A 24,763-nucleotide genomic window follows, 5' to 3' on the forward strand; every position below is an offset into this window, starting at 1 on the left:
CGCACCCTCCCTCGTACGCTGTGGTCCGTCAGCGGCGGAAGGGGCCGGTCACCTCGTAGGTGATACCGCCCGAGGAACTGCCGCTGGTGCCGCGCTGGCTGGAGAAGTACAGCCGGGTGCCGTCCGGGGAGAAGGCCGGGCCGGTGATCTCCGAACCGGACTGGCCGTTGATCCGCAGGAACGGGGCCACGACGTCGTCCGGTGTGATGATGCAGATCTCCATGTTGCCGCCGTCCTCGGCGACGAACAGGTCACCGGAGGAGGAGCCGGTGACGTTGTCCACGCCGGTCAGCGGGGCGGAGCCGGGGTTGACCAGGGAGTCGTCGTAGGCCAGCTCGTAGGTGCTGTTGCTCAGGTTGAGCTGCCAGACGCGGTTGTCGCCCTTGGTGGTGAACCAGACGGTGTCGCCCGCGTAGTGGCAGCCCTCCCCACCGTTGAAGATCTTGGCGCTGGAGACCTGGTCTCGGGTGGCGGTGGGAGAGCCGTCGGGGTCGGGTACGTTCGTCCAGCGATACGACCCGGAGGTGGCGGTGCCGGCGACCAGCACCTGAAGCGTGCCGGAGGACAGATCGCCCCAGGTGGTGGGCGTGAACCGGTAGAAGCAGCCGTCCGTCTCGTCCTCGGTCAGATAGATCGCCTTGCGCACCGGGTCGGCGGCTGCCGCCTCGTGCTTGAACTGGCCCATGGCGTCGCGGCGCGTGGCGGCCTTCGCCCCCCAGGGGTCGGTCTCGTAGACGTATCCGCGGCTGACCTCTTCACAGGAGAGCCAGGTCTGCCAAGGGGTCGCGCCGCCCGCGCAGTTGTTCCGCGTATTGGACAGGACGCGGTGGGCGCCGGTGATGGCGCCGGAGGAGTCGAATTTGACGGCGCCGACTCCACCACCAGTGCTGACCTCCGAGTTGGAGACGTAGATCCAGCCCGTGCCGTCGGCGAAGCAGGCGCCGCCGTCGGGGGCGTTGTGCCAGGTGTAGGAGGTGCCGGAGACGACCTTTCCGGAACGGGCGATGACTCTGCTCGTGAAACCAGCGGGCAGCTGGATGGCGTTGGCGTCGGCCGCGCCCAGCGCTCCGTAGGGGCCGGGGCCGTTCTGGGCGGGGGCCGCGTAGGCGGCGCCGCGCATCAGGGTGCCGCCGAAGGCCGCGGCCGACGTGCCGATGACTGCTCCGCGCAGGAAGGTACGACGTTCCACTCTCACTCCTGAGGGTGTGTGTGCCCGCCGCCGGACGGCGACGGGGCCGCGCTCAGGGACCTTAGACAGGCGAGGTGGATTGTCCATAGACGACCGATGACGAGGGTGTGAGACGCCACACAACGGCTGAAAGTCATCGCCTACTGCCATGGTCGTAGGTGGGTCACCGAGGAGTCACTGGGCACCCGCGAGGCCCTTCGCCCGGCGAGCTTCTGGTGGATCCGTTCCTGTTCCTCCTGTTGCCAGGCGTACGCGACCATGTCGACCCCGCGCTGGGCGACATCTCCGACGGCGGGGATGAAATTGGTCGCGCCGCCGACGAGGTGGTAACCCCATTTGACCTTCCACGAGGGGTCTTCCTCGTCGGTCTGCAGCGCCAGATAGCGGGCCTCCTCCAGGAACCCGACCGTATGCCCGGCCCGCAGCAGCGTCTCCCACGGATCGCCGGGGCCGCCGGTGTGGATGTCGTGGACCATCTCGCGGTTGATGCCTTCGTTGAGGACTCCGTACGCGTCCTGGTCGCGGGAGGCCTGCTTGACCACCTCCAGCAGCTGCCCGCGGTCGAGCGGGCTGGACTCGGGGTCGAGGGCGCTGGCGGCGCGGTGCACCTCGTCGCCGTGCTTGGCGAGGGCCTTGGCCACATCGTCGCGCAGCTCGGGCGGAAAGCCGTCCCCGGTCTGCGCGAGATACCCGAGCGAGCGCTCCAGCACCCGCTGGTGCTCGGCGGTGTGCTCCACGAAGGGCGCGTGTTTGTCGTCCGGGTCCAGGCCCGTGGCCGCGGCGAAGAGCGCCGCGCCCGTGGCGTCCCGGCTCGCGACGGGGCCCTCGGGCAGGCCGTCCGGGAAGGCCAGGCGGTCCTTGAGGAGGTACTGGGCGTTGTCCTGCGGTGCGGTGGCGCCGAGGAACTCGGTGGCGGCGTCCGGGTGGTGGCTGAGCGCCTTCAGGAAGCCGGTCATCGGATCGCGGCCGAAGTCGTTGTCGGCGCCGAAGTTGAGGCGGTCGTTCCGGACGAGCGGCCCGTTCCAGAAGTTCCGCGGCACCTTCATGGCCTGGTCCGTCCTGACCAGGGCGGTGCCGTAGTCGTTGAGGAACCGCTTGTCGTACACGCCGTCGCGTATCAGATTGCTCATGACCTGGAAGCCGTACGCCTGCTGACGATCGGGCAGGCCGAGCACCTGCGGGCCGAGGGCGATGACCTCGCTCTTCCATGCGGGAGCGAATCGAGCCGGGCCAGCTGGGCGTCGGTCGGCGAGGCGCCTTGGGCGGCCAGGGCGAGGGCGGCGTCGGCGTCCTCGGTGGCCTGCTCACGGTCCTGGCGCCGGTAGTCGTCGAGGGAGGTGTGGCGGTCGCTGCCGAAGTCGTACGGGTGCCCGGCGAGGATGTCGTTGAGCGCCCGCGCCACCGTCTCGTCGGCCTCGGTCGCCTGGTCGACGGCGTGCTTGATCCGCTCCCGTACGGCGTCCAGGGTCTCGGTGGACGGGCCGGGGTCGGTGTTGCCCTCGCCGCGCCGGTCGGGGTGCAGGGAGCGGGCGACGACACCGTCGGGCCAGATCGTCACCCCGGTGGGCGGGTGGTCCGCGATCTGCCGCAGTGCGTCCTTGGCGGCGGTGAAGGCGGCCAGCGCGTCGCGCAGGATGTCGCGGATGCTGGTGGCTTGGGTGAGGGCGTCCTGGAACTCCTTGGCGGTCTTGTCGACGAACGGCCTGGTCACATCCGCGTTCACGCCCTCCCAACGGGCGGTGTCCGAGCAGGCCTTGAGCCCGTGCCGGGCCTCGTCCGCCAGCTCCTCCAGCTTGGTGATCATGGCCGACCAGTCGTCGACCGCATCGGTGAGCCTGCTCAGACGCACGTGCAGGATGTGCTCGAACGTCAGCTGGGTCATCCCCGTGTCCCTCGTGCAGCCCGGTCGCGAACCGGTCTTTGTCGAACTCGGCTCCCGCTGCCTCGCTGTTGACCTTCGCGTGCCCGCCCGCGGCGCGCAGCCCTCCGTGCAGCTCGTACGCGGCGTGGCCGACCCGCCCCAGGTCGTCGTGGCCGGCCACCAATCTCGTGATCGTGGCAGGACACGCTACGCAGAGCGGTCGGGCCCGGGCGTCAGAGCCGTGCCAAGGAATGGCGCCGCGGCGTAAGGACGGCGTCAGGGCCGGTGCACGGCCCGGGGCAGCGCGGCGCGGCGTGCCTAACGTGAGCCGCATGGCACGGCGAACAGACCGGTCCGCCACCACACCCGGCCGGTGGCGCGGCGGGCGACCAGGACCCGACGGCACCACCGGCGACCGCCACTGGCGGCTGGACGCCCGGTGCGCAGGATGGTGTGCACTGGGGTTCGCCGTGCTGACGCTCCTGCTCGACTGGGGTTCTGGCGGTCTCACCGTGGCGCGCGCCGACCTGTGGGCCGTGCTGGGGGTGCTGGTGTTCACCGTGCTGCGCCCGCCGCGGGTGAGCGCGGGCGACGGATGGCTCGCGGTGCGTGGGCTCGTATGCTCGCGCCGGGTGCGCACCGATGCCCTGGTCGCGGTACGGCTGGACGGCAGCATCGCCACCCGCCTCGTCCTGCGGGACACCGACGGCCACTCGGTGGCCTTCGACCCCAAGGTCCTCCTGGCCAATCCGCTGCTGTGGCACCAGTTGGACGCCGGAGCCCGCCGCTCCCGCGAGCGCGGCACCCTGCGGTACGGGGAGAGCGCACTGCGGCAGCTGGGCGAGCGTATCGACGGTGGCACGGCCCGGGACGTGCTCAGGGCCTCCGGGCTGGAGTAGTCGTCAAGGCGGTGTCAAGCTCTCCGCGAGCCGCGCAGGGGAAACGTCAAGATCCACCTCCGGCGCCCGGGCCGGCGCTTTGCTGAGGGCTGATGAATGACGTACGGCTGAATGACGTACGGCCCGGACGGCTCAAGGTCTATCTCGGCGCGGACCCCGGCGTGGGCAAGACCTACCGCATGCTCGACGAGGGCCGCCGCCGGGCGTCGCGCGGCGCCGATGTGGTGGTCGCCTTCGTGGAGACTGGCGCCGCACTGTACAGGCCACGGCTGGCGGCTCCGGCCGTCCGACGACCTCCAGGCCCGTAAGGGATGCGTCAAAGCCGTACGGGCGGCCGTAAGGGAGCCGTCAACGGCGACGGAAACCGGCCACAAAGGCGATTTGCTCTCCTCATTCGATGCATCGGGTTATCGAATCATCATATTTTCGTCCGAACCTCACTAGGAGCTCGCGATGGCCGACGTGGCCTTCGTCGTCACCACGATCGCGTTGTTCACGCTCGTGGCTCTCGTCGCCAAGGGGGTGACGAAGCTGTGACCGCCGAGAACGTCGTCGGCCTCGTCGTGGCCGTCGCCCTGCTGGGCTATCTCGTCCTCGCCCTGATCTTCCCGGAGAGGTTCTGAGCCCCATCATGAGTCCCGTCCTCGCCGGCGTGCTCCAGCTCCTCGCCCTCATGGGGGCGCTGGCGCTCGTCCACCGTCCCCTCGGCGACTACATGGCCAAGGTCTACTCCACCGACAAGCATCTGCGTGTCGAGAAGTGGATCTACAAGGGCATCGGCGCCAATCCGAACACCGAAATGCGCTGGCCCGCCTATCTGCGCGGCATCCTCGCCTTCTCGGCCGTCTCGGTCCTCTTCCTCTATCTGCTGCAGCGGCTCCAGGGCTCGCTGCCCGGCTCGCTCGGCTTCGCCTCCATCGACCCGGACCAGGCGTTCAACACGGCCGCGTCGTTCGTGACCAACACCAACTGGCAGTCGTACTACGGCGAACAGGCCATGGGCCATGTCGTACAGACCGCCGGTCTTGCCGTGCAGAACTTCGTCTCGGCCGCGGTGGGCATGGCGGTGGCCGTGGCGCTGGTGCGGGGCTTCGCCCGCTCGCGCACCGGTGAGCTGGGCAACTTCTGGACCGACCTGGTGCGCGGCACGATCCGCATCCTGGTGCCGGTCGCCGCGATCGCGGCGGTCGTCCTGGTGGCGTGCGGCGCGATCCAGAACTTCTCCGGCATCCATGAAGTCGGCCAGTTCATGGGCGGTTCGCAAGCGTGGAACGGCGGTGCGGTCGCCTCGACGGAGGCCATCAAGGAGCTGGGCACCAACGGCGGCGGCATCTTCAACGCCAACAGCGCCCATCCGTTCGAGAACCCCACCCCGTTCACCAACCTCTTCGAGACCTTCCTGATCCTGGTGATCCCGTTCTCGCTGACCCGGACGTTCGGCCTCATGGTCGGCTCGGTGAAGCAGGGGTACGCGATCCTCGCCACCATGGCCACCATCTGGGTCGGCTTCGTCGCGCTGATGATGTGGACCGAGTTCTCCCACCACGGCCCGGCGCTGGAGCTCGCGGGCGGGGCGATGGAGGGCAAGGAGGTCCGCTTCGGGGTCGGTGCCTCGTCGATCTTCGCGGTGTCGACCACGCTCACCTCGACCGGTGCGGTGGACTCCTTCCACTCCTCGTTCACGGGCCTGGGCGGCGGCATCACCATGCTCGGTATGCAGCTGGGCGAGATCGCGCCCGGTGGCGTCGGCTCCGGCCTCTACGGGATGCTGATCATGGCGATCATCGCGGTGTTCATCGCGGGCCTGATGGTCGGCCGGACGCCCGAGTACCTGGGCAAGAAGATCGGCACCCGCGAGATCAAGCTCGCCGCCTGCTACATCCTCATCACCCCGGCCCTGGTGCTGATCTTCACGGCCGCGGCGATGGCCCTGCCGACGCCGCAGAACTCCATGACCAACAGTGGGGCACACGGGTTCTCCGAGATCCTTTACGCCTATACCTCCGGTGCCAACAACAACGGTTCGGCCTTCGCCGGCCTGAACGCGGACACCCAGTGGTTCAACACCACGATCGGCATCGCGATGCTGCTCGGCCGGTTCGTGCCGATGGTGTTCGTACTGGCGCTGGCGGGCTCGCTGGCGGAGCAGAAGCCCGTACCGGCCACCGCGGGCACCCTGCGCACCGAGAAGCCGCTGTTCACCGGCCTGCTGGTGGGGGCGATTCTGATCATCACCGGTCTGACGTACTTCCCGGCGCTCGCGCTGGGGCCGCTCGCCGAGGGGATGGCGGCATGACCACGGACATGAAGAAACACGAGGAATCGATGTCCACAGCCACTCCGACCCGGGCGCCGCACAGCGACGTACCCACCGGTCACCGGCCCGCCGAGGGCCGTGTCGGCGCCGGTCTGTTCGACCCCGGGCAGCTCGTCAAGTCGCTGCCGGACGCCATCCGCAAGCTCGACCCGCGGGTGATGGTCAAATCGCCCGTGATGTTCGTGGTGCTGGTCGGCTCGGTCCTGACGACGGTCTTCGCATTCAAGGATCCGACCGACTGGTTCGGCTGGGCGATCAGCGCCTGGCTGTGGCTGACCGTGATCTTCGCGAACCTCGCGGAGGCCGTCGCGGAGGGCCGCGGCAAGGCACAGGCCGACACCCTGCGCAAGGCGAAGACCGATACGGTCGCACGCCGGCTCAGCGGCTCCGCGGAGGAGCGCGTGCCCGGCACCGAGCTGAGGATCGGCGACCTGGTCGTCTGCGAGGCGGGCGACATCATCCCCGGTGACGGCGATGTCGTCGAGGGCGTCGCCTCGGTGGACGAGTCGGCCATCACCGGCGAGTCCGCGCCCGTCATCCGCGAGTCGGGCGGCGACCGCAGCGCCGTCACCGGCGGGACGAAGGTGCTCTCCGACCGCATCGTCGTCAAGATCACGACGAAGCCCGGCGAAACCTTCATCGACCGGATGATCAACCTCGTCGAGGGCGCCGCCCGGCAGAAGACGCCCAACGAGATCGCGCTGAACATCCTGCTCGCGTCCCTGACGATCGTGTTCCTCCTCGCCTGCGCCACGCTGCCGCCGTTCGCCGATTACGCGCATAAGCATCTGACCATGGTCGTGCTGGTGGCCCTGCTGGTCTGCCTGATCCCGACCACGATCGGCGCGCTGCTCTCCGCGATCGGCATCGCCGGTATGGACCGCCTGGTCCAGCGCAATGTGCTCGCCATGTCCGGGCGGGCTGTCGAGGCCGCCGGTGACGTCTCCACCCTGCTGCTCGACAAGACCGGCACCATCACGCTCGGCAACCGTCAGGCAGCGGAGTTCGTACCGGTGCGCGGCACCACAGAGGCCGAGGTCGCGGACGCCGCGCAGCTGTCGTCGCTGGCCGACGAGACCCCCGAGGGCCGTTCCATCGTCGTCCTCGCCAAGGAGAAGTACGGGCTGCGCGAACGGCACCAGGGCGAGCTGGCCGACGCCGAGTGGATCGCCTTCACCGCCCAGACCCGTATGTCGGGCGTCGACGTCGACGGCAGAAAGGTCCGCAAGGGCGCGGCCGGCTCGGTCATCGCCTGGGTCCGAGAGCAGGGCGGTACGGTCGCCCAGGACACAGACCAGGCAGGCCAGATCGCGGGCCGGATCTCCGAGGCGGGCGGTACGCCGCTGCTGGTCGCGGTCCACGATGAAGGGGGCGCCCGGATCCTCGGCGTCATCCACCTCAAGGACGTCGTCAAGGAGGGCATGCGCGAGCGGTTCGACGAACTGCGCCGCATGGGCATCAAGACCGTCATGATCACCGGCGACAACCCGCTGACGGCCAAGGCCATCGCCGAGGAGGCAGGCGTCGACGACTTCCTCGCCGAGGCCACCCCCGAGGACAAGATGGCCCTCATCAAGCGCGAGCAGGCGGGCGGCAAGCTGGTCGCGATGACCGGCGACGGCACGAACGACGCGCCCGCGCTGGCCCAGGCGGACGTCGGCGTCGCGATGAACACGGGTACGTCGGCCGCCAAGGAGGCCGGCAACATGGTCGACCTCGACTCCAACCCGACCAAGCTCATCGAGATCGTCGAGATCGGCAAGCAACTCCTCATCACCCGGGGCGCCTTGACGACGTTCTCCATCGCCAACGACGTCGCCAAGTACTTCGCGATCATCCCGGCCCTGTTCGCGGCGGTCTACCCGGGTCTGGACAAGCTCAACATCATGGGCCTGTCCTCGCCGGACTCCGCGATCCTGTCCGCGGTCATCTTCAACGCGCTGATCATCATCGCGCTGGTGCCGCTCGCCCTGCGCGGTGTGCAGTACCGCCCGGTCAGCGCCGACAAGATGCTCCGCCGCAACCTGGCGATCTACGGTCTCGGCGGGCTCGTCGCGCCGTTCATCGGCATCAAGATCATCGACCTGCTCATCTCGCTCATCCCCGGGATCGGCTGAAGGACATGAACAACTCCCTGACGAACAGCGCCCGGTTGCTGGGCGCGGGCCTGCGCGCCCTACTCATGCTGACCCTGGTGACGGGCGTCATCTATCCGCTGGTCATCACCGGCATCGCCCAGGGCCTGTTCCACGACAAGGCGAACGGCTCCGAGATCAAGGCGGACGGCAAGGTCGTCGGCTCGTCCCTGATCGGGCAGGCCTACAACCTGCCGCTGAAGAAGGGGCAGGAGACACCGGACGCGGACCTGAAGTTTTTCCAGGGCCGCCCACAGAACGGCCTCGGCAGCAACAGCGTCAACACCCAGTACAAGCTCATCCTCTCCGGCGCCACCAACCGCTCCGCGGACAACGAAGAGCTCGTCCAGTGGGTGAAGGCCGCCAAGGCCGCCGTCGCCAAGGACAACTCGGTGGCCGGCTACAAGGTCGAGCGGTCCGATGTGCCCGCCGACGCGGTGACCTCCTCCGGTTCGGGCCTGGACCCGGACATCTCCCGGGACTACGCCGACCTCCAGGTCCACCGTGTCGCCGAGAAGAACGGCCTGTCCGTCGCCCGGGTGCAGAAGCTGGTCGACGACCATGTCGAGGGCCGCACCCTCGGCTTCATCGGCGAGCCCCGGGTGAACGTCCTCGAGCTGAACATCGCCCTCAAGGCTCTTGTGGCGAAGAGCTGAGGGGTTCATTTCGCAACACGAAAACGCGCGGGGAGTCGGCGGGCCGGACACCTTCCGGTATCGCCGACTCCCCGCGCGGCGTGAAGGCGGTCAGCAGGACGCCGCGTCGGAGTGTGGCAGGGCCCTCGCCAGATCCGCGGTGACGTGGAACAGTCGCTCGCCGCGGAAGTACCGGAACCGCCAGGGCTGTGCGTTGTGCATCGACGGGGCGGCCGATGCGTCCCGCACAAGCCGCCGTCACCTGCGTATCGGGTTCTGTCTGAATATGGGCGTCTGGTCCGGGGAACACGAGGGAGACCTGTCGGGAGTCCGACCAGCGCACGTCGTACGGAGGCGTCCCGTCGTGGGGTCCTCTGACCGCGAGCGGCTACGCATGAGACGGAGCAACGCCATGGAGGAACAGGTCGTCACCGTGGGCCTCGACGGAACGCCGGAGAGCCTCGCCGCCGCCCACTGGGCAGCCCACGAGGCGGAGCGGCGGGAGCTCGCGCTGCGGCTGCTGCACGCATGGATCCTGCTGTCCCCGCCCACGCCCGAGAGTCCCTCGGCGGATGACCAGAACTACTGGGCCAAGCGGATCGTGCACGACGCGCGCATGGAGCTCAGCCGGCGCCACCCGGATCTGCCCATCGAGGAGGAGTTGGTCGGGCGGGATCCCGAGACAGCCCTGCTGGAGGCGGCGGCGCGGTCCCGGATGCTGGTGCTCGGGTCGCGGGGCATGGAGCCTTTGGCGAGTTTCTTCCTCGGTGACATCAGCCTCTATGTGGTCGGTCGGGCCGAGCGGCCGGTGGTCCTGGTGCGCGCGGGCGGGGTGGAGGAGGTACGGACGTCCGGGGTCCGTGAGCGGGATGTGGTGGTCGGGCTGAGTCTGCACGGCCCTCAGGACAACCTGCTGGAATTCGCCTACGTCACCGCCTTTACCCGTGGTGTCCCGTTGCGTGCAGTCCACGGCAGGAGTCTGCCTGTCCAGGCACATGTCCCGTGGGGTGTGGACCCCGGTATCGCCAGGGACGTCGCCGAGGGGGCGCAGCGGGAGCTGGACGAGGTGCTGCGGCCGTGGCGGAAGAAGTTTCCTCGTGTGGAGGTGGTCGACGAGGTCCGGCTCGAGAGCCCGGCGCAAGCCGTCGTACGGGCGGCCGGGGGCAGTGGGCTGCTGATGATCGGCCGCCGCAGGCACCGGGCGGCCCTGGCGCCCCGGCTCGGCCCGGTGGTGCAGTCGGCCGTGCACCACGCCCGGTGTCCGGTCGCCGTGATCCCCCACGAATAGGGCGCGTACATGGCTGACCCGCGTGCAGGGATGTGCAGGGATAACCCGTCCGCTCCTTGTGGCAGCGGCAGCAGGCACGTCTCGCCCGGGGGCACGGAGACCGTACGGCCGGCCAGGGCCACATCGATCGGTCCGCGGTCGGAGGCCGGTACAGTGATGTGCAACTGCCCGGCGCTCAGCCGCAGCCGCACTCCCCAGTGGCCCCGGTAGCGGATGGACAGCCCGAACCGGGACAGCTCGGGCAGCGGCGCGGGGTCCAGCCGCAGCACCCCGTCCCGGGGCTCGAGTCCGGTCAGGCCGCGCTGTACGAGGTCGAGGGTGCCGGCCATGGCGCCCAGGTGGATGCCCTCCCCGGTGGTGCCGCCCTGCAGATCGGCGATGTCGCCGGTCAGCGCCTCCTGGCAGAAGCGCCACGCCTCCGCCCGCCGCACCCGGGGCAGCACCCAGGCGTGGACGAGGCTGCTGAGCGTGGAGCCGTGGCTGGTGCGGCGCAGGTAGTAGTCGACCGTGCGCCGCCAGGTGGTGTCGTCCAGCTCGTGGCCGAGCCGGCGGAAGATGCGGTGCAGTTCGGCGGGCGCGAAGAGGTAGCCGAGCATCAGCACATCGGCCTGTTTGGACGCCTGGTAGCGGTTGACCGTGTCTCCTTCGGCCTCCAGGATCCGGTCGAGGCGCCGGATGTCGCCGTACCGCTCGCGATAGCGGTCCCAGTCGAACTCGGCGAGCTCGCCGTAGCCGTCGAACTGGCTGACCACCCCGCGATGCCAGGGCACCAGCAGCCTCCGGGAGACGTCCTGCCAGAGGTCGAGCTCCGTATCGGCGAGCGCGGTGCGTTCGAACAGGTCCCGGCGGCGCGGCTCGGGCAGGGAGCGCAGCAGATCGAGGGCTCGGGCGAGCACCCATGCGGCGGTGACGTTGGTGTACGTGTTGTCGTCGATGCCGGGGCGGGAGGCGCCGGGGTAGCCGTCGTGATACTCGTCGGGGCCGACCACACCGAGGATCCGATACCGTCCCCGGGCGTCGTCCCAGCCGGCCGCGGAGGCCCAGAACCGGGCGATCTGCAGCAGCATCTCCGCGCCCTTGGTGTGCATGAACTCCGCGTCGCCGGTGGCCTCGCCGTACTGCCACACGTTGTACGCGATGGCCGAGCCGACATGGTGCTGGAGCCGGGAGTGATCGGGCAGCCAGCGCCCCGAGCGCGGATTGAGATGCAGCCGCTGGGTCTCCTCACGGCCGTCGCTGCCGCTCTGCCACGGGTACATCGCGCCCGCCCGCCCGGCGTCCCGGGCCGCGAAACACGCCCGCTCCAGCCGTCGGTGGCGGTAGTCGAGCAGCGCCCGGGAGACCTCGGGAAGGTGCAGGTTCAGATAGGGCAGGACGAACAGCTCGTCCCAGAACACATGCCCCCGGTACGCCTCGCCGTGCAGTCCGCGCGCGGGCACGCCGACGTCCAGGTCCGCGGTGTGCGGGGAGAGCGTCTGCAGCAGATGGAACAGATGCAGCCGCAGGATCCGCCCCGCCTGACCGGGTACGTCCATCTCGCCCGCCCGCCACAGCTGCTCCCACGCCGCACGGTGGGCGTCGGCGAGCGCTTCGAAGTCCGGCGCACGGCCCACCCGGTCCACGGCGGCGTGCAGGGGGTCGCTGATGGCAGGGTCGCGGGAGGTGTGCAGGGCGACGCATTTGTCGACGGTCACCGTCCGGCCCGGCTCCATGAGCGGCCGCAGCAGGAGGCCGGCGCGTTCCTGCCGGTGGAGAGTGGTCGCGTCGGTGTCGCCGTCGGTGGTGGTGCGGGCGGCCATGCCGACGCGGATGTCGGAGGTGGTGGTGCGGCAGCGCAGCCAGACCACATCACCGCTGGGCGCGGTGCCCGTGTGCACATGGGTCAGATGCCGGTTGGCCAGTTGCCGGTACCGGGCGACGCCGGTGTTGGCCACCGCGCCGTCCAGCGCCGACTCCACCTCCAGCCGCCCCGACCAGCCCTCCGCCGTGAACTCGGTCCGCAGCGCCGCCAGATGAGGGTCGCCCATGTGGACGAGGCGCAGCTGCCGTACGGCCAGCTGCCGACCGGCGTCGTCGACGTACCGCGTGGTGCGCTCCAGGATGCCCGTGCGCAGGTCGAGGGTCAGCCGGTGGTCGAGCGGGGGGTGGGTGTCCGGTGAGAGCCACGGTGTCGGGGAGCTGCCGGTGGTGTCCTCGCCACCGGCCCGGAAACGCAACGGCAGCCAGTTGGGCAGGTTGACCAGGTCCTCGTTCTCCACCCGCCGGCCCGCCACCCGCGACTCCAGCCGGTTGTAACACCCGGCCACATAGGTGCCGGGGCTGTGCACGGCATCCGCGCCGCACTCCGGGAGGGCGCCCCGGGTGGCGAAGTAGCCGTTGCCGAGGGCGCACAGGGACTCCCTCAGCCGCTCCTCGGCCGGGTCGTAGCCCTCGTACGCCCAGGTCCACCCGGGCGGTGTCCGGCTCATCCACCGCCCTTCCCGCGTGCTGCCATGTCTCCACCCTGCCCCCGCCTCCGCGCGGTGTCAGCTCGGGACGCGGCGGCGGGGCGGCGGGGCGGTGTGTCCGGTGCGACACTGACCACATGGGACGGCCCCGGGTCACGGAGGGGTTGTCACGGGAGGAGGCGGCGCGGCGGCTGGGGGAGTACGGGGCCAACGTCGTGGCCCAGGAGCGGCGCACCCCCGTGTGGCGCCGCGTGCTGCAGCAACTGCGCGATCCGCTGATCGTGGTGCTGCTCGTGGCCGCTGTGCTGACCCTCGCCACCGGAGACCTTCCCGACGCCGCGGTGATCCTGCTCGTGATCACGGTGAACACCGCGGTCGGCGTTGTTCAAGAAGTACGGGCGGAACGGGCCGTGGCTGCCCTCTCCGCGTTGAGCGCCCCCGCCGCCCGCGTGGTACGCGACGGTGCGGAGTGTTCCGTACCGGCCGCCGACGTGGTGCCCGGGGACCTGGTCCTGCTCGGCGAAGGCGACATCGTGCCGGCGGACGGCACGGTGCTCGACGCGGCTCTGCTCCTGGTCGACGAGTCGGCGCTGACCGGCGAATCCGTCCCGGTGGAGAAGACCGCGGGCAAGACGGTGGATGGGGACGGAGCGCCCGGCACCGTGTCGGCGGACACCGTGGCGGCGGGCACGGTCGTCGTCCGCGGCCGCGGACGTGTCCAGATCACCGGCACCGGGGCGCACAGCGCGCTCGGCCGGATCGCCGCCCTGATGGGAACCGCGCCCGGCCTGACCCCGCTGCAGCGCCGACTGGCCCGGTTCGGCCGGATGCTGGCGGCCGTCACCGTCGCGCTGTGCGCGGTGGTGCTCGCCCTGGGACTGGCCCGCGGACAGCCGGTGGAGCTGATGGTCGTGGCCGCGATCAGCCTCGCCGTCGCGGCCGTACCCGAGTCCCTGCCCGCCGTGATCACCCTCGCCCTCGCGCTGGGGGCCCGGCGGATGGCGGACCGGCACGCCATCGTCCGCCGACTGCCCGCGGTGGAGACCCTGGGGTCGGTCACGGTGCTCGCCACCGACAAGACCGGCACCCTGACCGAAGGCCGGATGGCCGCCGAAAAACTGTGGACGCCACAGGGCGAGGCCACGGTCACCGGCACCGGCTACGCCCCGGAGGGCCGTGTCACCCGCGACGGCCGGACGGTGACCGCGAGCGATGCCCCCGACCTGGCCGCTCTGCTGCACGCCACGATGCTGTGCAACGACGCCGCGCTCCAACCCCCGCCGGACGACGACACACCGTGGCGCGCGATGGGCGACCCCACCGAGGCCGCCCTGCTGACGGCCGGAGCGCGACTGGGCCTGGACCGGAGCGTGCTGGAGGACGAACTGCCACGCGTTGCCGAGATCCCGTTCGAGAGCGCGCGCAAGCGCATGACGACCGTGCACCGCACACCGGGCGGTGGGCTGCGCATCGTCTGCAAGGGAGCGCCCGAGGCCGTCCTCCGCCCCACGGTCCTCACCGACACCCCGGACCTGCTCTCCCAGGCCGCCGCCCGGGCCGAGGAACTGGCCCGCGGCGGATACCGGGTCCTCGCCGTCGCCTCACGTGACCACCAGGAACCACAGCCCCAGGGACCACAGCCCCAAGGCCCCGACACCTGGGAGACCGGCCTGTCGCTGCTCGGGCTCGTCGGCATCCTCGACCCGCCCCGCGACACCTCCCGGACGACCGTCGCCGCCTGCGAACGCGCCGGCATCACCCCCGTCCTCATCACCGGCGACCACCCCCTCACCGCACGCGCGGTGGCGGCGCGTTCTGGCATCGTGGCCCGGGCGGACGAAGTCACCACGGGCGAGCGCATCCGCCAGGGCACCGCCGGCGAGCTCACCGCCCTGCGCGTCTACGCCCGCACCACGCCCGAGCAGAAGCTGGACATCGTCCAGGCGTGGCGCACCGCGGGCCAGGTGGTGGCGATGACCGGCGACGGCGTCAACGACGGTCCGGCCCTGCGCCGGGCTGACATCGGCGTGGCCATGGGACAGCGTGGCACCGAAGTGGCCCGCCAGGCGGCCGACCTCGTGCTCGCCGACGACAACCTGGCCACCGTCGTCGCCGCCGTCGAGGAGGGCCGCCGCGTCTACGCCAACGTGCGCCGGTTTCTGCTCTATGCCCTCTCCGGAGGCACCGCGGAAATCCTGGTCATGCTCCTCGGCCCCTTCTTCGGTATGCCCCTGCCCCTGCTCCCCGCGCAGATTCTGTGGATCAACCTGCTCACCCACGGTCTCCCCGGCGTGGCTCTCGGAGCGGAACCCGTGGCCCCGGGCGTGATGAGCCACCCGCCGAGGCCCCCCGAGGAGAGCGTGCTGGGCGCGGGGCTCTGGCCCCGGATCCTCGCCATGGGGGCCTTCGTCGGCGGCGTCACCCTGGTGACCGGGGTGTGGGCGCTGGAGACCGACCGCCCCTGGCAGTCCCTGATGTTCCTGGTGCTCGGCGCCACCCAACTGGGCGTCGCCCTGGGCTCCCGCGCCCGCCCGGGCACCCTCACCAATCCGTTTCTGCTGGTCGCCGTGGCCACGGCGCTGGCCCTCCAGGTGGCGGGCGTCTATCTGCCGCCTCTGCGCGCCCTGTTGGGCACCGAACCGCTGCCACCCACCGACCTCGTGATCGCCTTCGCGCTCTCCGGCCTGGGACACGTCGTCATGTGGGCGCAGCGGCGTCTCACCGACACCTCGGGCTCGGCCGCGGGCCTCACATGTGTACGACGGGTGCCGCGTCGGCGTCCTGAGCGGGTGCGCCGCGTCGGTAGAGGAGGGCGCTGACGATCACACCGGCGGCGAAGAAGACGGCCGACCACCAGTAGGCCGTGGAGTAGCCCTCCAGACCGGCGTGGGCGAGGACGGCGGGGTCCTTGGGGTTCCTGCCGTCCAGATAGCTGGTGACGGCGCTGGTGGACAGGGTGTTGAGCAGGGCGGTGCCGAGCGAGCCGCCGACCTGCTGCATGGTGTTGACGGCGGCCGAGGCGACGCCGGAGTCCTCGGCGGCCACCCCGGAGGTGGCCAGGCTCATCGCGGGGGCCATCACCAGGCCGAGGCCGAGGCCGGCCACGACCAGCGGGGGCAGGATGTCGGCCGCGTAGCCGCTGTCCAGGTCGAGGGCGGTCAGCCAGGCCATGCCCGCGGCGGCCAGCCCCATGCCGAGGGGCACCACGGGCTTGGGGCCAAGGCGCGGGATGAGCGTGGTGGTGGCGAGGGTCGAGGTGAGCATGAGCGCGGCCACCATGGGCAGGAAGGCCAGGCCGGTCCTGATGGGGGTGTAGCCGAGGCTCTGCTGCAGGTAGTAGGTGAGGAAGAGGAAGACCCCGAACATCCCGGCGCCGCTGATCAGGACGGAGACGAAGGAGGCGCCGCGGTTGCGGTCGAGCAGGATGCGCAGCGGCAGCAGGGGGTGCGGGGAGCGGGTCTGCCACCAGGTGAAGGCGGCGAGCAGAACGGCTCCGGCGACCAGGAAACCGAAGGTGGCGGGCGAGTCCCAGTCGTGGCTCTCGGCGTTGGAGAAGCCGTAGACCAGGCAGAACAGACCGCCGCCGACGAGGACGGCGCCGGGGATGTCGATGGTGACGCTGGTGTCGCGGGTGGAGCGTTGCAACAGGACCGCACCGCCGATGACGGCGACGACGGCGAAGGCGAGGTTGACGTAGAGGGTCCAGCGCCAGTCGAGGTGTTCGGTCAGCACACCGCCCAGGAGCAGACCGATGGCGCCGCCGGAACCGGCGATGGCGCCGTACACGCCGAAGGCCTTGGCGCGTTCCCTGGCGTCGGTGAAGGTGACGGTGAGCAGGGAGAGGGCCGCCGGGGCGAGCAGCGCGCCGAACACGCCCTGGAGGGCGCGGGCGGCTACGAGCATCTGGAAGCTGGTGGCGGCGCCGCCGAAGGCGGAGGCGCCGGCGAAGCCGACCAGGCCGACGAGGAAGGTCATCTTGCGGCCGAAGAGATCGGCGATACGGCCGCCGAGCAGCAGCAGACTGCCGAAGGCGAGGGCGTACGCGGTGACGATCCACTGCCGGTCGCCGTCGGAGAAGCCCAGGTCCTTCTGGGCCGACGGCAGGGCGATGTTCACGATGGTGGCGTCCAGGACGACCATGAGCTGGGCCACGCCGATGACGGCGAGGATCCACCAGCGATGGCGGGGCCATGCGTCGGCGGACGGGAGGGGTGTGACGGCCGCGCCGGCAGGCGGCGCTTCGGCCTGGGTTCGAGGCATGACGAAACTCCGGTGGAGGGGTGGTGGGACAGGGGGAAGTGAAGGGTGTGCTCGTCGACGTCGGGCGTCGGGGCGACGTCAGCGCATGACGGCCTTGGCGATCTTGACGCCGACCGGGCTGGAGATCGCGCGGATGGCGGTACGGCGGGCGAGGTGTCCGAACCGGTTGACGGGCATGAACATGTGCTGCATGAACAGCGCCTGCTTCTGGTAGCGGGTGGTCAGCGGGCGCAGCTGCTGCTCCCAGGCGCCGAGGGTGGCGGGGATGGCGGGGATTTCACCGTGTTCGCCGAGCAGCCGGCCCAGCAGCTCGGCGCCTGCGATGCCCATCCCGGAGCCCTGTCCTGAGTAGAGGGTCATGCACCAGGCGGAGTCGCCGAGCAGGACCACCCGGCCCTGGCTCCAGCGGTTGATGTGGATCTGGCTGACCTGGTCGAAGAGCACGGACTCGGAGCGGTCCAGCGCGTCCAGCACGGCCGGCACGATGGCACCGCCGAAGTCGCCGAACGCCTCGCGCAGCGCCTCGGCGGGATTTCTGCGGACCTCAGCGGCGGGCCAGGGCGTGCGGTAGAGCATGAAGGCGACCGGGGGATGGTCGACGTAGGTGTTGATCCAGGCCGAGCGGCCGGGGGCGGTGGCGACCAGGGTGTCGCCGTCGCGTACGCCGGGCAGCTCGCCGTCGATGACGCAGGCGGCCACGGCGTGGTCGAAGTCCTTGCGGTAGAGGTCTTCCGGGCCGAAGACCAGGGAGCGGACGGTGGAGTGGATGCCGTCGGCGCCGATGAGCAGGTCCGCGGTCTCCACCGAACCGTCGGTCAGGGTGACGGTCACCTGGTGGCGGTCCTGGGTGATGGCGGCGGGCCCGACCCCGTAGCGGATCTCGACCAGGTCGTGGACCTCGTCGTACAGGACCCGTTCCAGGTCGCTGCGGAGCAGGATCCGCAGCGGGGTGCCGTCGGCATGGCTCGGATAGGTGATACCGGGGGTGACGCGGCCGCTGCGGGCGATCTCGTACATGCGCCCGTCGGGGAGGGTGCGCTGGGGGAGCGTGTCCAGGATGCCCAGGCGTTCGGCGGCGGCGTAGCCGGGGCCGAAGAAGCGGACGAAGTAGCCGCCGGTACGGCGCCGGGGCGCGCGTTCGACGATCAGGGGCCGCCAGCCGGCCCGGTGCAGGGTCAGGGCCGCGGCGAGTCCGGATATGCCGGAGCCGACGATCACGGCACGCCGCGCGGGGCGTGGCGGGAGTGACTGAGTTGCCATGGGGGCGCCTTTGAGGTCGGTCACGACGATCTCCCTGTGCCGGAGATCCTTCTGACACCTGTCAGGTTATAGAGAATCTGACAGGTGTCAAATAACGTTGTTCGTGGGCTCTAAAATTGCGGAGCACAGACCACACAGGCGCCGGCCACCGGGCATGGGGGCCGGCGAGCAGTCATGGAGGTAAAGGTGGGAGCAAGGGCCGAGTCCGCGCGACGGCCGGGGCGCCCCGGCGCGGACACTCCCGCGGTGCCGGAGGAGGAGAGCATTCTGCTCCGCGGTCTTGAAGCCTTCGCGGAGCTGGGTTACGACCGCGCTTCCGCGCGTGAGCTGGCCCGCCGGCTGGGCGTCAGCCATAACTTCATCAACGACCGGTACGGATCCAAAGCGGCGTTCTGGCGCGCGGTGGTGGACTCGGCGCTGGGCGCGCAGCTGGCGCGGCTGCCGGAGGTGGACCCCTCGGTCGACGATGCCGAGCGGTTGCGGCTCATCGTCAGCGGCTTCTACCGGACGGCGGCGGACACACCGCTGATGGCGCGGCTCTTCGTCGAGGAAGTCACCCAGGACTCGGAGCGGTTGGACTATCTCTACGAGAATTTCATCGAGCCGACGCTGCAGACCCTGGTGCCCAGCATCGAACGGCTGGTGGCCGCCGGGCGGATGGCGCCCCTCCCGATGCATGTGCTGTTCTTCGCCATCATCGGCCCGATCTCCGGAATGGTGGAGGTGCCTTTGGCGCGGCGCCTGGGCAGGCCCGAAGCCACCTCGCCGCACCAGATGGATGCCATGGCGGACATGCTGGCCGGCTTGGTGGTCAACGGGCTGCTCGCGACGTCAGGATGAGGCGGGCGCGAGCGCGGCGGCCTGCTCGGGGGTGAGGGGGCGGGTGGCGTGTCCCCGGAGGAGAAGGTGGAGCTTGGCGGTCTGCTCAAGCTCCTCGATCGCGTCGGCGGCCTTCTCCAGGGTGGCTTCGGCGACGACGGGTCCGTGGTTGGCCAGGAGGAGAGCATGGTGGCCGCGGGCCGTCCGCTCGGCGAGCGGTTCCAGGCTGCTGTCGCCGGGGGCGTGGTAGGGGAGCAACGGCAGGGTGCCCACGCGCATGGCGTAGTACGCGGTCAGCGGGGGCAGCGCGGCGGCGGGGTCGACGTCGGCGAGGCAGGAGACCGCGGTGGCGTGGGTGGAGTGCAGATGAACCACCGCGTGGGCGGCGGGGCGGGCCCGGTAGAAGGCGGCGTGCAGAAACGCCTCCTTGGTCGGCCGGGGCCCGTCGAGGTGCCGGCCGGTGAGGTCGGTGCGGGACAGCTCGGCCGCTTCGACGGTGCCGAGGCTGGACCCGGTGGGGGTGAGCAGAAGGCTGCCGTCGGCGAGACGGACGGACAGATTGCCGGTCGAGCCGTGGGTCAGACCGCGGGTGAACAGCGACCGGGCGGTGCGTACGACCAGCGCGCGGGCGGCCTTCTCATCGGTGTAGGCGGTGTAGGCGGTGTAGGCGGTGTAGGCGGTGTAGGCGGTGTGGGCGGTGTGGGCGGTGTGGGCGGTCATGTCTGCTCCTTGCCAGTGGCGCCGAGGGCGCGGGTGAACAGGTCCGGGGCGCCGAAGTTGCCGGACTTGAGCATGAGGGCCAGCTCGCCGGCCTCGGTCTCCGCGTACGTCCACGGCACTCCGGGATCGGCTTCCTCGCCGACCAGCACCGCGCGGATGCCCAGGGCGGTGGTGACGGCGCCGGAGGTCTCCCCGCCCGCGACCAGAAGGCGTCGTACGCCGCGTTCGACGAGGTGGGCGGCGAGCGTGCCGAGCAGTTCCTCGGCCTGGGCGGCGGCTTCGGCGACGCCCAACTCGGCCTGGACGGCGGCGAGTTCTTCGGGGGAGGCGGAGGCGTGGATCAGAACGGGCGGCTCGGGGTCCTGGGCGTCGTACCAGTCGAGGGCTTCGCCCGTGATGTCGCGGCCCGCCGCAGCGGCCAGGACGTCCAGGTGGCGGGAGGGCAGACCGGCGGCGCGGAACCGGGCGATCTGCTCCAGGGTGCGGGCGGAGCAGCTGCCTGCCAGCACCGCGGCGCGGCCCTGGTACGGCACGGGGGCGCTGGTGGCGGGGCCGGTGGCCGGGTAGGCGCGGCCGAGTCCTTCGGCCAGCCCGGCGGCGCCCGCGACGACGGGGAGTTCGAGGGCGGCGGCGCCGAGGACGGCGAGGTCGTCGTCGGTGAGGGCGTCGGCGACGATGTGCCGGGCACCGGCCTGCTGATGCGCGGTGAGCGCGTCGCGGACAGCGTCGACCCCGCGGCGTACGGTCGGCCAGTCGATCAGGGCGACGGGGTGCGGGGTCTGCGCGGACAGCAGGCGCACCAGGGCGGAGTCCGTCATGGGGTTGAGCGGGTGGTGGCGCAGCGGCGAGTCGGACAGCAGTTGGTCATGGACGAAGAGGTGCCCCTGGTAGACCGTCCGGCCACCCAGCGGGAAGGCCGGGCAGTGCAGGGTGGCACCGGCTCGGCCGGTGTGCATGAGGGCGTCGGTGACCGGGCCGATGTTGCCCTGGGCGGTGGAGTCGAAGGTGGAGCAGTACTTGAAGTAGATCTGTGCCGCGCCCATGGCCCACAGCCAGCGCTGGGCGGTGATGGAGCCGACGACAGCCTCGTCGGCGGGGACGGAGCGGGACTTGAGCGCGACGACGGCGGCGTCGCAGTCGGCGGGCAGCGCGGTGGTGACGCCCGGGACGCCGAAGACCAGAGCGGTGCGCAGGCCGGCCCGCCGGAAGGCGGCGGCGACGTCGGTGCCGCCGGTGAAATCGTCGGCTACGCAGCCGATGCGCAGGGTCATGGTCGTGGTCTCTCCTCGGACGTGCTGATGGAGCGCTGGTGGCGCATGGGGGCCGGGGCGGGCGGCGCGGGCCCGCCCCGGAGCGGGTGGGTCAGTGCCGGCCGGCGGCGGTGACGGCCTTGATGACGGCGGCGGTGAACTCGGTGGTGGAGGCGGTGCCCCCGAGGTCACGGGTGGAGATACCGGCGGCGATGGCGTCGGCCACACCCGCCTCGATCAGCTTCGCTGTCGTGGCCAGCGCCTCGTCGCCGTGCTTGGCGGCCAGCCACTCGAACAGCATCGCGCCGGAGAGGATCATGGCGACCGGGTTGGCGATGTTCCGCCCGGCGATGTCGGGGGCGGAGCCGTGGGACGCCTGGGCCATGGCGGTGGTGGCGGAGGCGTTGATGGACGGGGCGGTGCCCAGCGAGCCGGAGATCTCGCCGGCCAGGTCGGAGAGGATGTCGCCGAACATGTTCTCGGTGACGATGACATCGAAGTCCTGGGCCCGGCGCACCAGATGCACGGTCATGGCGTCGATGTGGAAGTCGTCCACCGCGACGTCCGGGTAGTCCTGGGCGACTTCCTGGCACACGGTGCGGAACAGGCCGGTGGTGAGCTTGAGGACGTTGGCCTTGTGGACGATGGTGAGCTTCTGACGGCGCGAACGGGCCAGGTCGAAGGCGACGCGGGCCACGCGCTCGGTGGCCGCGCGGGTGACGATGCCCATCATGATCGCCGTATCGGGGGTGGGCATGAACTCACCCGTGCCCGCGAAGGTGTTGCGGTCGGCGTAGAAGCCTTCGGTGTTCTCTCGGACGATGACCAGGTCGGCGCTGTCGCAGACGGCCTTCGCGCCGGGGAAGCTCTTCGCGGGGCGGATATTGGCGAACAGCTTGAAGTGCTTGCGCAGGGTGCCCGAGGGGTTGAGAGCGGACTTGTGCGGCTCGGGGTAGCTGACGGAGTCGTGCGGGCCGAGGTACCAGCCGTCCAGACCGGCCAGGGCCTCCCTGGTCTCATCGGGAACGGGGGTGCCGTGCGACTCGATCGCGGTGGCGCCCAGCGGCAGGGGCACCCAGTCGACGGAGACGCCGGCGACCTGGGCAGCGGCAGCGGCGATCTCGACGGAGGAAGGGACGATCTCGGGGCCGATACCGTCGCCCTCCAGGACGCCGAGGCGGTAGGTGGTGCTGCTCATGGTGCGGGTTCCTCTCTGGAAAATGGTTGGTGCGGGGTCAGGGCGCCAGCGGCCTCGGCGAGGGCCGCCCGGGACCGGGCGGCGGCCTTGAAGCTGTCGCCGCCCTGGGTGTGTTCCGGAGTCAGCCACCCGGCGAAGCCGCCCTCGCGCAGGGCGCGCAGCAGGGCGGGCAGCCGGTGGTCGCCGACGGTCAGCGGACCCCGTGTGCTGCCCGGCGCCGCGAACTGCACACAGCCGGTCAGCGGGGCGTGGTCGGCGACGGCCTGGACGGCATCGACGCCCTCGGCCTCGAGGTGATGGGTGTCCAGCACCAGACCGGCCGGTGCGCCGAACGTGGCAATGGCGGCGCGGGCCTGGTCGGGGGCGTGCCACAGGGAGGTGTTGGTACGTGACTGCGGTTCGAGCAGCAGTCGGCTGCCGCGGGCGGCCGCTTCGTACGCCAGCTGCCGCACGGTGCGTTCGGCCCAGGCCCGCTGCACATCCTCAAGACCCGGCAGAAAGGTGCCCCGGGCCTGGCCGAGGGTGAGCGGAACACCGAGGGCCCCGGCGAGGCGGGCCGCGCCCAGCAGCCGGTCGAGTGCGTGGCGGCGTACGTCCGGCGAGGGGTCGGTCAGCGTCAGAAGGTCCTGCGCGGCGATGGGACCGGTGGCGACACCGAGAATCCTCAGCCCGCTGCGCTCGGCGGTTCGGCGCATGGCATCGGCGTCGTGCGCACTGGTCTCACGGACCTGGACTTCGACGCCGTCGTAACCGAGTTCGGCCAGCTGCCGGACGGCTTCGGCGAACGGTGCGTCGAAGCCGAGCGACACGGGCGTACGGCAGTCGTCGCCGGCGACCGGGTAGGCCAGCGGCCAGGGCAGGGGCGCGATCATGGCGCCCCCGCCGCGGCGGGGGCGGGCTGCCCCGTATCGGGGATGAGCAGTCCGCGCAGTTCCCGGGCGGCGGCGCCGGCACCGTCGAGTACGGGGACCTCCAGCAGCTCGGCCAGCGCGTCCCGGGCCGGGGCCAGGGAGTACTGGGCCAGCAGCACCGCGTCGGCGTCGGCGGCGCCGGCGGCCGTCAGGGCATCGGCGAGATGGCGGGCGGTCGCCTCCGGCGTGTCCGCGTCGGCCGCGGCCTCGCTCAGCGCGGTCACGATGTCGACCGGCCGGTCGCGCCGCACCGTCGGGATGAGCGCTTCGAGCTGGGCCACGGCCGCCGGAACGGCCGGTGGGGTGGAGGCGACGACGGCGATGCGCCTGAACGGGCCGGCCAGGGCGGCCTTGAACAGGGCCTCGTCGGACTTGAGGACGGGCACGTCCCACAGCGCGCGGGCGGTGTCCACCACTTCCCCGTAGGAAGAGCAGGTCAGCAGCAGGCCGTGGGCGCCGCCGTCCATGGTGTGCCCGATCAGCCGGAGCATGCGCCGGCGCAGCGCTTCGGTGAGCCCGCCGGCGTCGCGGGCGTCGTCGAGAAGCCGGTCGTCCAGCACGTTCCACACCGTGGCCTGGGGGAACTCTCGCGCGAAGGCCTGCTGGGCGATACGGGCTCCGGTCGGTACGGCATGGATCATGGCGACCAGAGGATGGGATTCGATCACCGGGGTTCTTACCTCTTCCGGTAGACGGGGACCGGGAAGGGCCCCGTGCCGCCACTCTAGAAGTATCTGGTCAACCGGTCAACCGGTTGTCCTTATGGGAATGCCGAGGGCCGCTGGAACGTGTCCGGCGGCCCCTGAACCCGCTATGCCTGGCGCTGTTCGAGGGCTTCCATCAGCCGCTGGGACGCCCCGTCCATGTGCCGGGCCATCGCCGCGCGGGCGGCCTCGGCGTCGCCCTTCTCGACCGCTTCGAAGATGGGCACGTGGTCGGCGTAGGCCACCTCCCGGGACCGTACGGCGCCGGTACGCTGCACCCAGCCGCGCTGGATCATCGCCCGCATGCCCTTGAGCATGTCCCGCAGCACCGTGTTGCCGGCCAGCTCCGCCAGCGCCGCGTGGAAGGCCGTGTCCGCCTCGGGGAACGCCTCGTCCGGACACTCCCGCATGGCGGCCAGCCGGGCGCGCAGCAGCTCGACACCCGCCTCGTCGCGGGCCTGTGCGGCCAGGCCCGCCACGACGACCTCGAGCTCCGCGCGGGCCCGCACCATGTCCCGGGCGCCCCGCTCGCCGAGCACCAGGCCCAGTTCGAACAGGCGGTAGAGCACGGCGGAGTCGGTGCCCCGGAAGTACGTCCCGCTGGACTGGCGGATCTCCAGCAGGCCGAGGAAGCCCAGCGACTTGATCGCCTCGCGCACGGTGGGCCGGTTCACCCCCAGCATCTCGGTGAGCTGCCGCTCGGAGGGGATGCGGTCGCCGGGCTGCACCTCGCCTGACATCAGATACTCGATCAGGCGGCGGGACACCTCGGCGGCCAGCGGCTCCCGCGGCTCGACCGTGATCCTGGCGAGTTCGGCCATGGAATTCCTCACTTCTGTCATGACGTGATGGCTGAATTCTATGACCTAT

Annotated in this window: 19 protein-coding genes and 3 pseudogenes; 9 read left to right on the forward strand and 13 right to left on the reverse strand. The window is 71.0% G+C overall.

Translation table 11 applies throughout. From position 1 onward, the window contains the following. Positions 1-28: 28 nt before the first annotated feature. The 3 genes from ACWDSL_RS08080 to ACWDSL_RS08090 all read right to left on the reverse strand — a co-directional run bounded on the left by ACWDSL_RS08080 (position 29) and on the right by ACWDSL_RS08090 (position 3,071). Entirely contained in the window at positions 29-1,189 is a 1,161-nt protein-coding gene (locus tag ACWDSL_RS08080) for an alkaline phosphatase PhoX (protein ID WP_450482885.1), read from the reverse strand. A 140-nt stretch (positions 1,190-1,329) separates the two neighbouring features. Next, on the reverse strand, positions 1,330-2,319 hold the full coding sequence (locus tag ACWDSL_RS08085; protein WP_450482887.1) for a hypothetical protein: 990 nt from the start codon (positions 2,317-2,319) through the stop codon (positions 1,330-1,332). After that, a complete protein-coding gene (locus ACWDSL_RS08090) occupies positions 2,316-3,071 on the reverse strand; it encodes a hypothetical protein (protein ID WP_450482889.1) in 756 nt (251 codons plus the stop codon). The genes ACWDSL_RS08085 and ACWDSL_RS08090 overlap by 4 nt, the downstream gene beginning before the upstream one ends. Positions 3,072-3,382: 311 nt before the next feature. On the opposite strand from ACWDSL_RS08090, the gene ACWDSL_RS08095 reads away from it, so the two are divergent. The 6 genes and pseudogenes from ACWDSL_RS08095 to ACWDSL_RS08120 all read left to right on the forward strand — a co-directional run bounded on the left by ACWDSL_RS08095 (position 3,383) and on the right by ACWDSL_RS08120 (position 9,057). Further along, positions 3,383-3,949, forward strand: a complete 567-nt coding sequence (locus ACWDSL_RS08095) for a hypothetical protein (RefSeq protein WP_450482891.1) — start codon at positions 3,383-3,385, stop codon at positions 3,947-3,949. A gap of 107 nt (positions 3,950-4,056) precedes the next feature. After that, positions 4,057-4,191 (forward strand): annotated as a pseudogene (locus tag ACWDSL_RS08100) (sensor histidine kinase KdpD); the annotation flags it as partial. A 291-nt stretch (positions 4,192-4,482) separates the two neighbouring features. Continuing rightward, positions 4,483-4,572, forward strand: a complete 90-nt coding sequence (gene kdpF, locus ACWDSL_RS08105) for a K(+)-transporting ATPase subunit F (protein WP_009326374.1) — start codon at positions 4,483-4,485, stop codon at positions 4,570-4,572. An 8-nt stretch (positions 4,573-4,580) separates the two neighbouring features. Continuing rightward, positions 4,581-6,245: a potassium-transporting ATPase subunit KdpA gene (gene kdpA, locus ACWDSL_RS08110; protein ID WP_450482893.1), complete on the forward strand. Its 1,665-nt coding sequence runs from the start codon at positions 4,581-4,583 to the stop codon at positions 6,243-6,245. Next, positions 6,242-8,383, forward strand: a complete 2,142-nt coding sequence (kdpB, locus tag ACWDSL_RS08115; RefSeq protein ID WP_450482895.1) for a potassium-transporting ATPase subunit KdpB — start codon at positions 6,242-6,244, stop codon at positions 8,381-8,383. Before kdpA ends, kdpB begins: the two co-directional genes overlap by 4 nt. A gap of 5 nt (positions 8,384-8,388) precedes the next feature. Beyond that, positions 8,389-9,057, forward strand: coding sequence for a potassium-transporting ATPase subunit C (locus ACWDSL_RS08120; RefSeq protein WP_450482897.1), 669 nt, complete (start codon positions 8,389-8,391; stop codon positions 9,055-9,057). A 262-nt stretch (positions 9,058-9,319) separates the two neighbouring features. Here the strand turns inward: ACWDSL_RS08120 and ACWDSL_RS08125 are convergent. Then, a pseudogene (locus ACWDSL_RS08125) lies at positions 9,320-9,400 on the reverse strand (DUF1918 domain-containing protein); the annotation flags it as partial. Between the two features lie 48 nt (positions 9,401-9,448). On the opposite strand from ACWDSL_RS08125, the gene ACWDSL_RS08130 reads away from it, so the two are divergent. Further along, positions 9,449-10,324 carry a universal stress protein gene (locus tag ACWDSL_RS08130; protein ID WP_450482899.1) on the forward strand — a complete coding sequence of 292 codons (876 nt, stop codon included), beginning with the start codon at positions 9,449-9,451 and terminating at the stop codon, positions 10,322-10,324. Positions 10,325-10,383: 59 nt separating this feature from the next. Here ACWDSL_RS08130 and ACWDSL_RS08135 read toward each other — a convergent pair. Continuing rightward, positions 10,384-12,792 (reverse strand): annotated as a pseudogene (locus ACWDSL_RS08135) (glycoside hydrolase family 65 protein); the annotation flags it as partial. 116 nt (positions 12,793-12,908) lie between these two features. Here ACWDSL_RS08135 and ACWDSL_RS08140 point away from each other — a divergent pair. Continuing rightward, the gene (locus ACWDSL_RS08140) at positions 12,909-15,590 is read left to right on the forward strand and encodes a cation-translocating P-type ATPase (RefSeq protein WP_450482901.1); all 2,682 of its coding nucleotides are present in this window, start codon (positions 12,909-12,911) and stop codon (positions 15,588-15,590) included. Here ACWDSL_RS08140 and ACWDSL_RS08145 read toward each other — a convergent pair. Further along, positions 15,520-17,031, reverse strand: a complete 1,512-nt coding sequence (locus tag ACWDSL_RS08145; protein ID WP_450482903.1) for an MFS transporter — start codon at positions 17,029-17,031, stop codon at positions 15,520-15,522. The genes ACWDSL_RS08140 and ACWDSL_RS08145 overlap by 71 nt on opposite strands. A gap of 78 nt (positions 17,032-17,109) precedes the next feature. Further along, complete coding sequence (locus ACWDSL_RS08150; protein ID WP_450482905.1) at positions 17,110-18,315, reverse strand: FAD-dependent monooxygenase; 1,206 nt, start codon at positions 18,313-18,315, stop codon at positions 17,110-17,112. A gap of 222 nt (positions 18,316-18,537) precedes the next feature. Between ACWDSL_RS08150 and ACWDSL_RS08155 the strand changes: the two genes are divergently transcribed. Further along, complete coding sequence (locus ACWDSL_RS08155) at positions 18,538-19,131, forward strand: TetR/AcrR family transcriptional regulator (protein WP_450482944.1); 594 nt, start codon at positions 18,538-18,540, stop codon at positions 19,129-19,131. Here ACWDSL_RS08155 and otnC read toward each other — a convergent pair. The 6 genes from otnC to ACWDSL_RS08185 all read right to left on the reverse strand — a co-directional run bounded on the left by otnC (position 19,123) and on the right by ACWDSL_RS08185 (position 24,726). Beyond that, the gene (gene otnC / locus ACWDSL_RS08160; protein WP_450482907.1) at positions 19,123-19,830 is read right to left on the reverse strand and encodes a 3-oxo-tetronate 4-phosphate decarboxylase; all 708 of its coding nucleotides are present in this window, start codon (positions 19,828-19,830) and stop codon (positions 19,123-19,125) included. The two genes, ACWDSL_RS08155 and otnC, sit on opposite strands and share 9 nt — an antisense overlap. Continuing rightward, the gene (gene otnK, locus ACWDSL_RS08165) at positions 19,827-21,101 is read right to left on the reverse strand and encodes a 3-oxo-tetronate kinase (protein ID WP_450482909.1); all 1,275 of its coding nucleotides are present in this window, start codon (positions 21,099-21,101) and stop codon (positions 19,827-19,829) included. The genes otnC and otnK overlap by 4 nt, the downstream gene beginning before the upstream one ends. Before the next feature lie 91 nt (positions 21,102-21,192). Continuing rightward, positions 21,193-22,278: an isocitrate/isopropylmalate dehydrogenase family protein gene (locus ACWDSL_RS08170; protein ID WP_450482911.1), complete on the reverse strand. Its 1,086-nt coding sequence runs from the start codon at positions 22,276-22,278 to the stop codon at positions 21,193-21,195. Further along, positions 22,275-23,150: a sugar phosphate isomerase/epimerase family protein gene (locus ACWDSL_RS08175; RefSeq protein ID WP_450482913.1), complete on the reverse strand. Its 876-nt coding sequence runs from the start codon at positions 23,148-23,150 to the stop codon at positions 22,275-22,277. Before ACWDSL_RS08175 ends, ACWDSL_RS08170 begins: the two co-directional genes overlap by 4 nt. Continuing rightward, a complete protein-coding gene (locus ACWDSL_RS08180) occupies positions 23,147-23,830 on the reverse strand; it encodes an aspartate/glutamate racemase family protein (protein WP_450482915.1) in 684 nt (227 codons plus the stop codon). Before ACWDSL_RS08180 ends, ACWDSL_RS08175 begins: the two co-directional genes overlap by 4 nt. Before the next feature lie 170 nt (positions 23,831-24,000). After that, a complete protein-coding gene (locus tag ACWDSL_RS08185) occupies positions 24,001-24,726 on the reverse strand; it encodes a FadR/GntR family transcriptional regulator (protein WP_450482946.1) in 726 nt (241 codons plus the stop codon). Positions 24,727-24,763: the final 37 nt, after the last annotated feature.

It is taken from the genome of Streptomyces sp. NPDC000941 (assembly GCF_053599555.1).

Bases quoted from the DNA above. Each gene is read 5' to 3' on its own strand.
- ACWDSL_RS08085 (WP_450482887.1), bottom strand. From the start codon at position 2,319: ATGAGCAATCTGATACGCGACGGCGTGTACGACAAGCGGTTCCTCAAC.
- ACWDSL_RS08090 (WP_450482889.1), bottom strand. From the start codon at position 3,071: ATGACCCAGCTGACGTTCGAGCACATCCTGCACGTGCGTCTGAGCAGG.
- ACWDSL_RS08095 (WP_450482891.1), top strand. From the start codon at position 3,383: ATGGCACGGCGAACAGACCGGTCCGCCACCACACCCGGCCGGTGGCGC.
- kdpA (WP_450482893.1), top strand. From the start codon at position 4,581: ATGAGTCCCGTCCTCGCCGGCGTGCTCCAGCTCCTCGCCCTCATGGGG.
- kdpB (WP_450482895.1), top strand. From the start codon at position 6,242: ATGACCACGGACATGAAGAAACACGAGGAATCGATGTCCACAGCCACT.
- ACWDSL_RS08120 (WP_450482897.1), top strand. From the start codon at position 8,389: ATGAACAACTCCCTGACGAACAGCGCCCGGTTGCTGGGCGCGGGCCTG.
- ACWDSL_RS08130 (WP_450482899.1), top strand. From the start codon at position 9,449: ATGGAGGAACAGGTCGTCACCGTGGGCCTCGACGGAACGCCGGAGAGC.
- ACWDSL_RS08140 (WP_450482901.1), top strand. From the start codon at position 12,909: ATGGGACGGCCCCGGGTCACGGAGGGGTTGTCACGGGAGGAGGCGGCG.
- ACWDSL_RS08145 (WP_450482903.1), bottom strand. From the start codon at position 17,031: ATGCCTCGAACCCAGGCCGAAGCGCCGCCTGCCGGCGCGGCCGTCACA.
- otnC (WP_450482907.1), bottom strand. From the start codon at position 19,830: ATGACCGCCCACACCGCCCACACCGCCCACACCGCCTACACCGCCTAC.
- otnK (WP_450482909.1), bottom strand. From the start codon at position 21,101: ATGACCCTGCGCATCGGCTGCGTAGCCGACGATTTCACCGGCGGCACC.
- ACWDSL_RS08170 (WP_450482911.1), bottom strand. From the start codon at position 22,278: ATGAGCAGCACCACCTACCGCCTCGGCGTCCTGGAGGGCGACGGTATC.
- ACWDSL_RS08175 (WP_450482913.1), bottom strand. From the start codon at position 23,150: ATGATCGCGCCCCTGCCCTGGCCGCTGGCCTACCCGGTCGCCGGCGAC.
- ACWDSL_RS08180 (WP_450482915.1), bottom strand. From the start codon at position 23,830: ATGATCCATGCCGTACCGACCGGAGCCCGTATCGCCCAGCAGGCCTTC.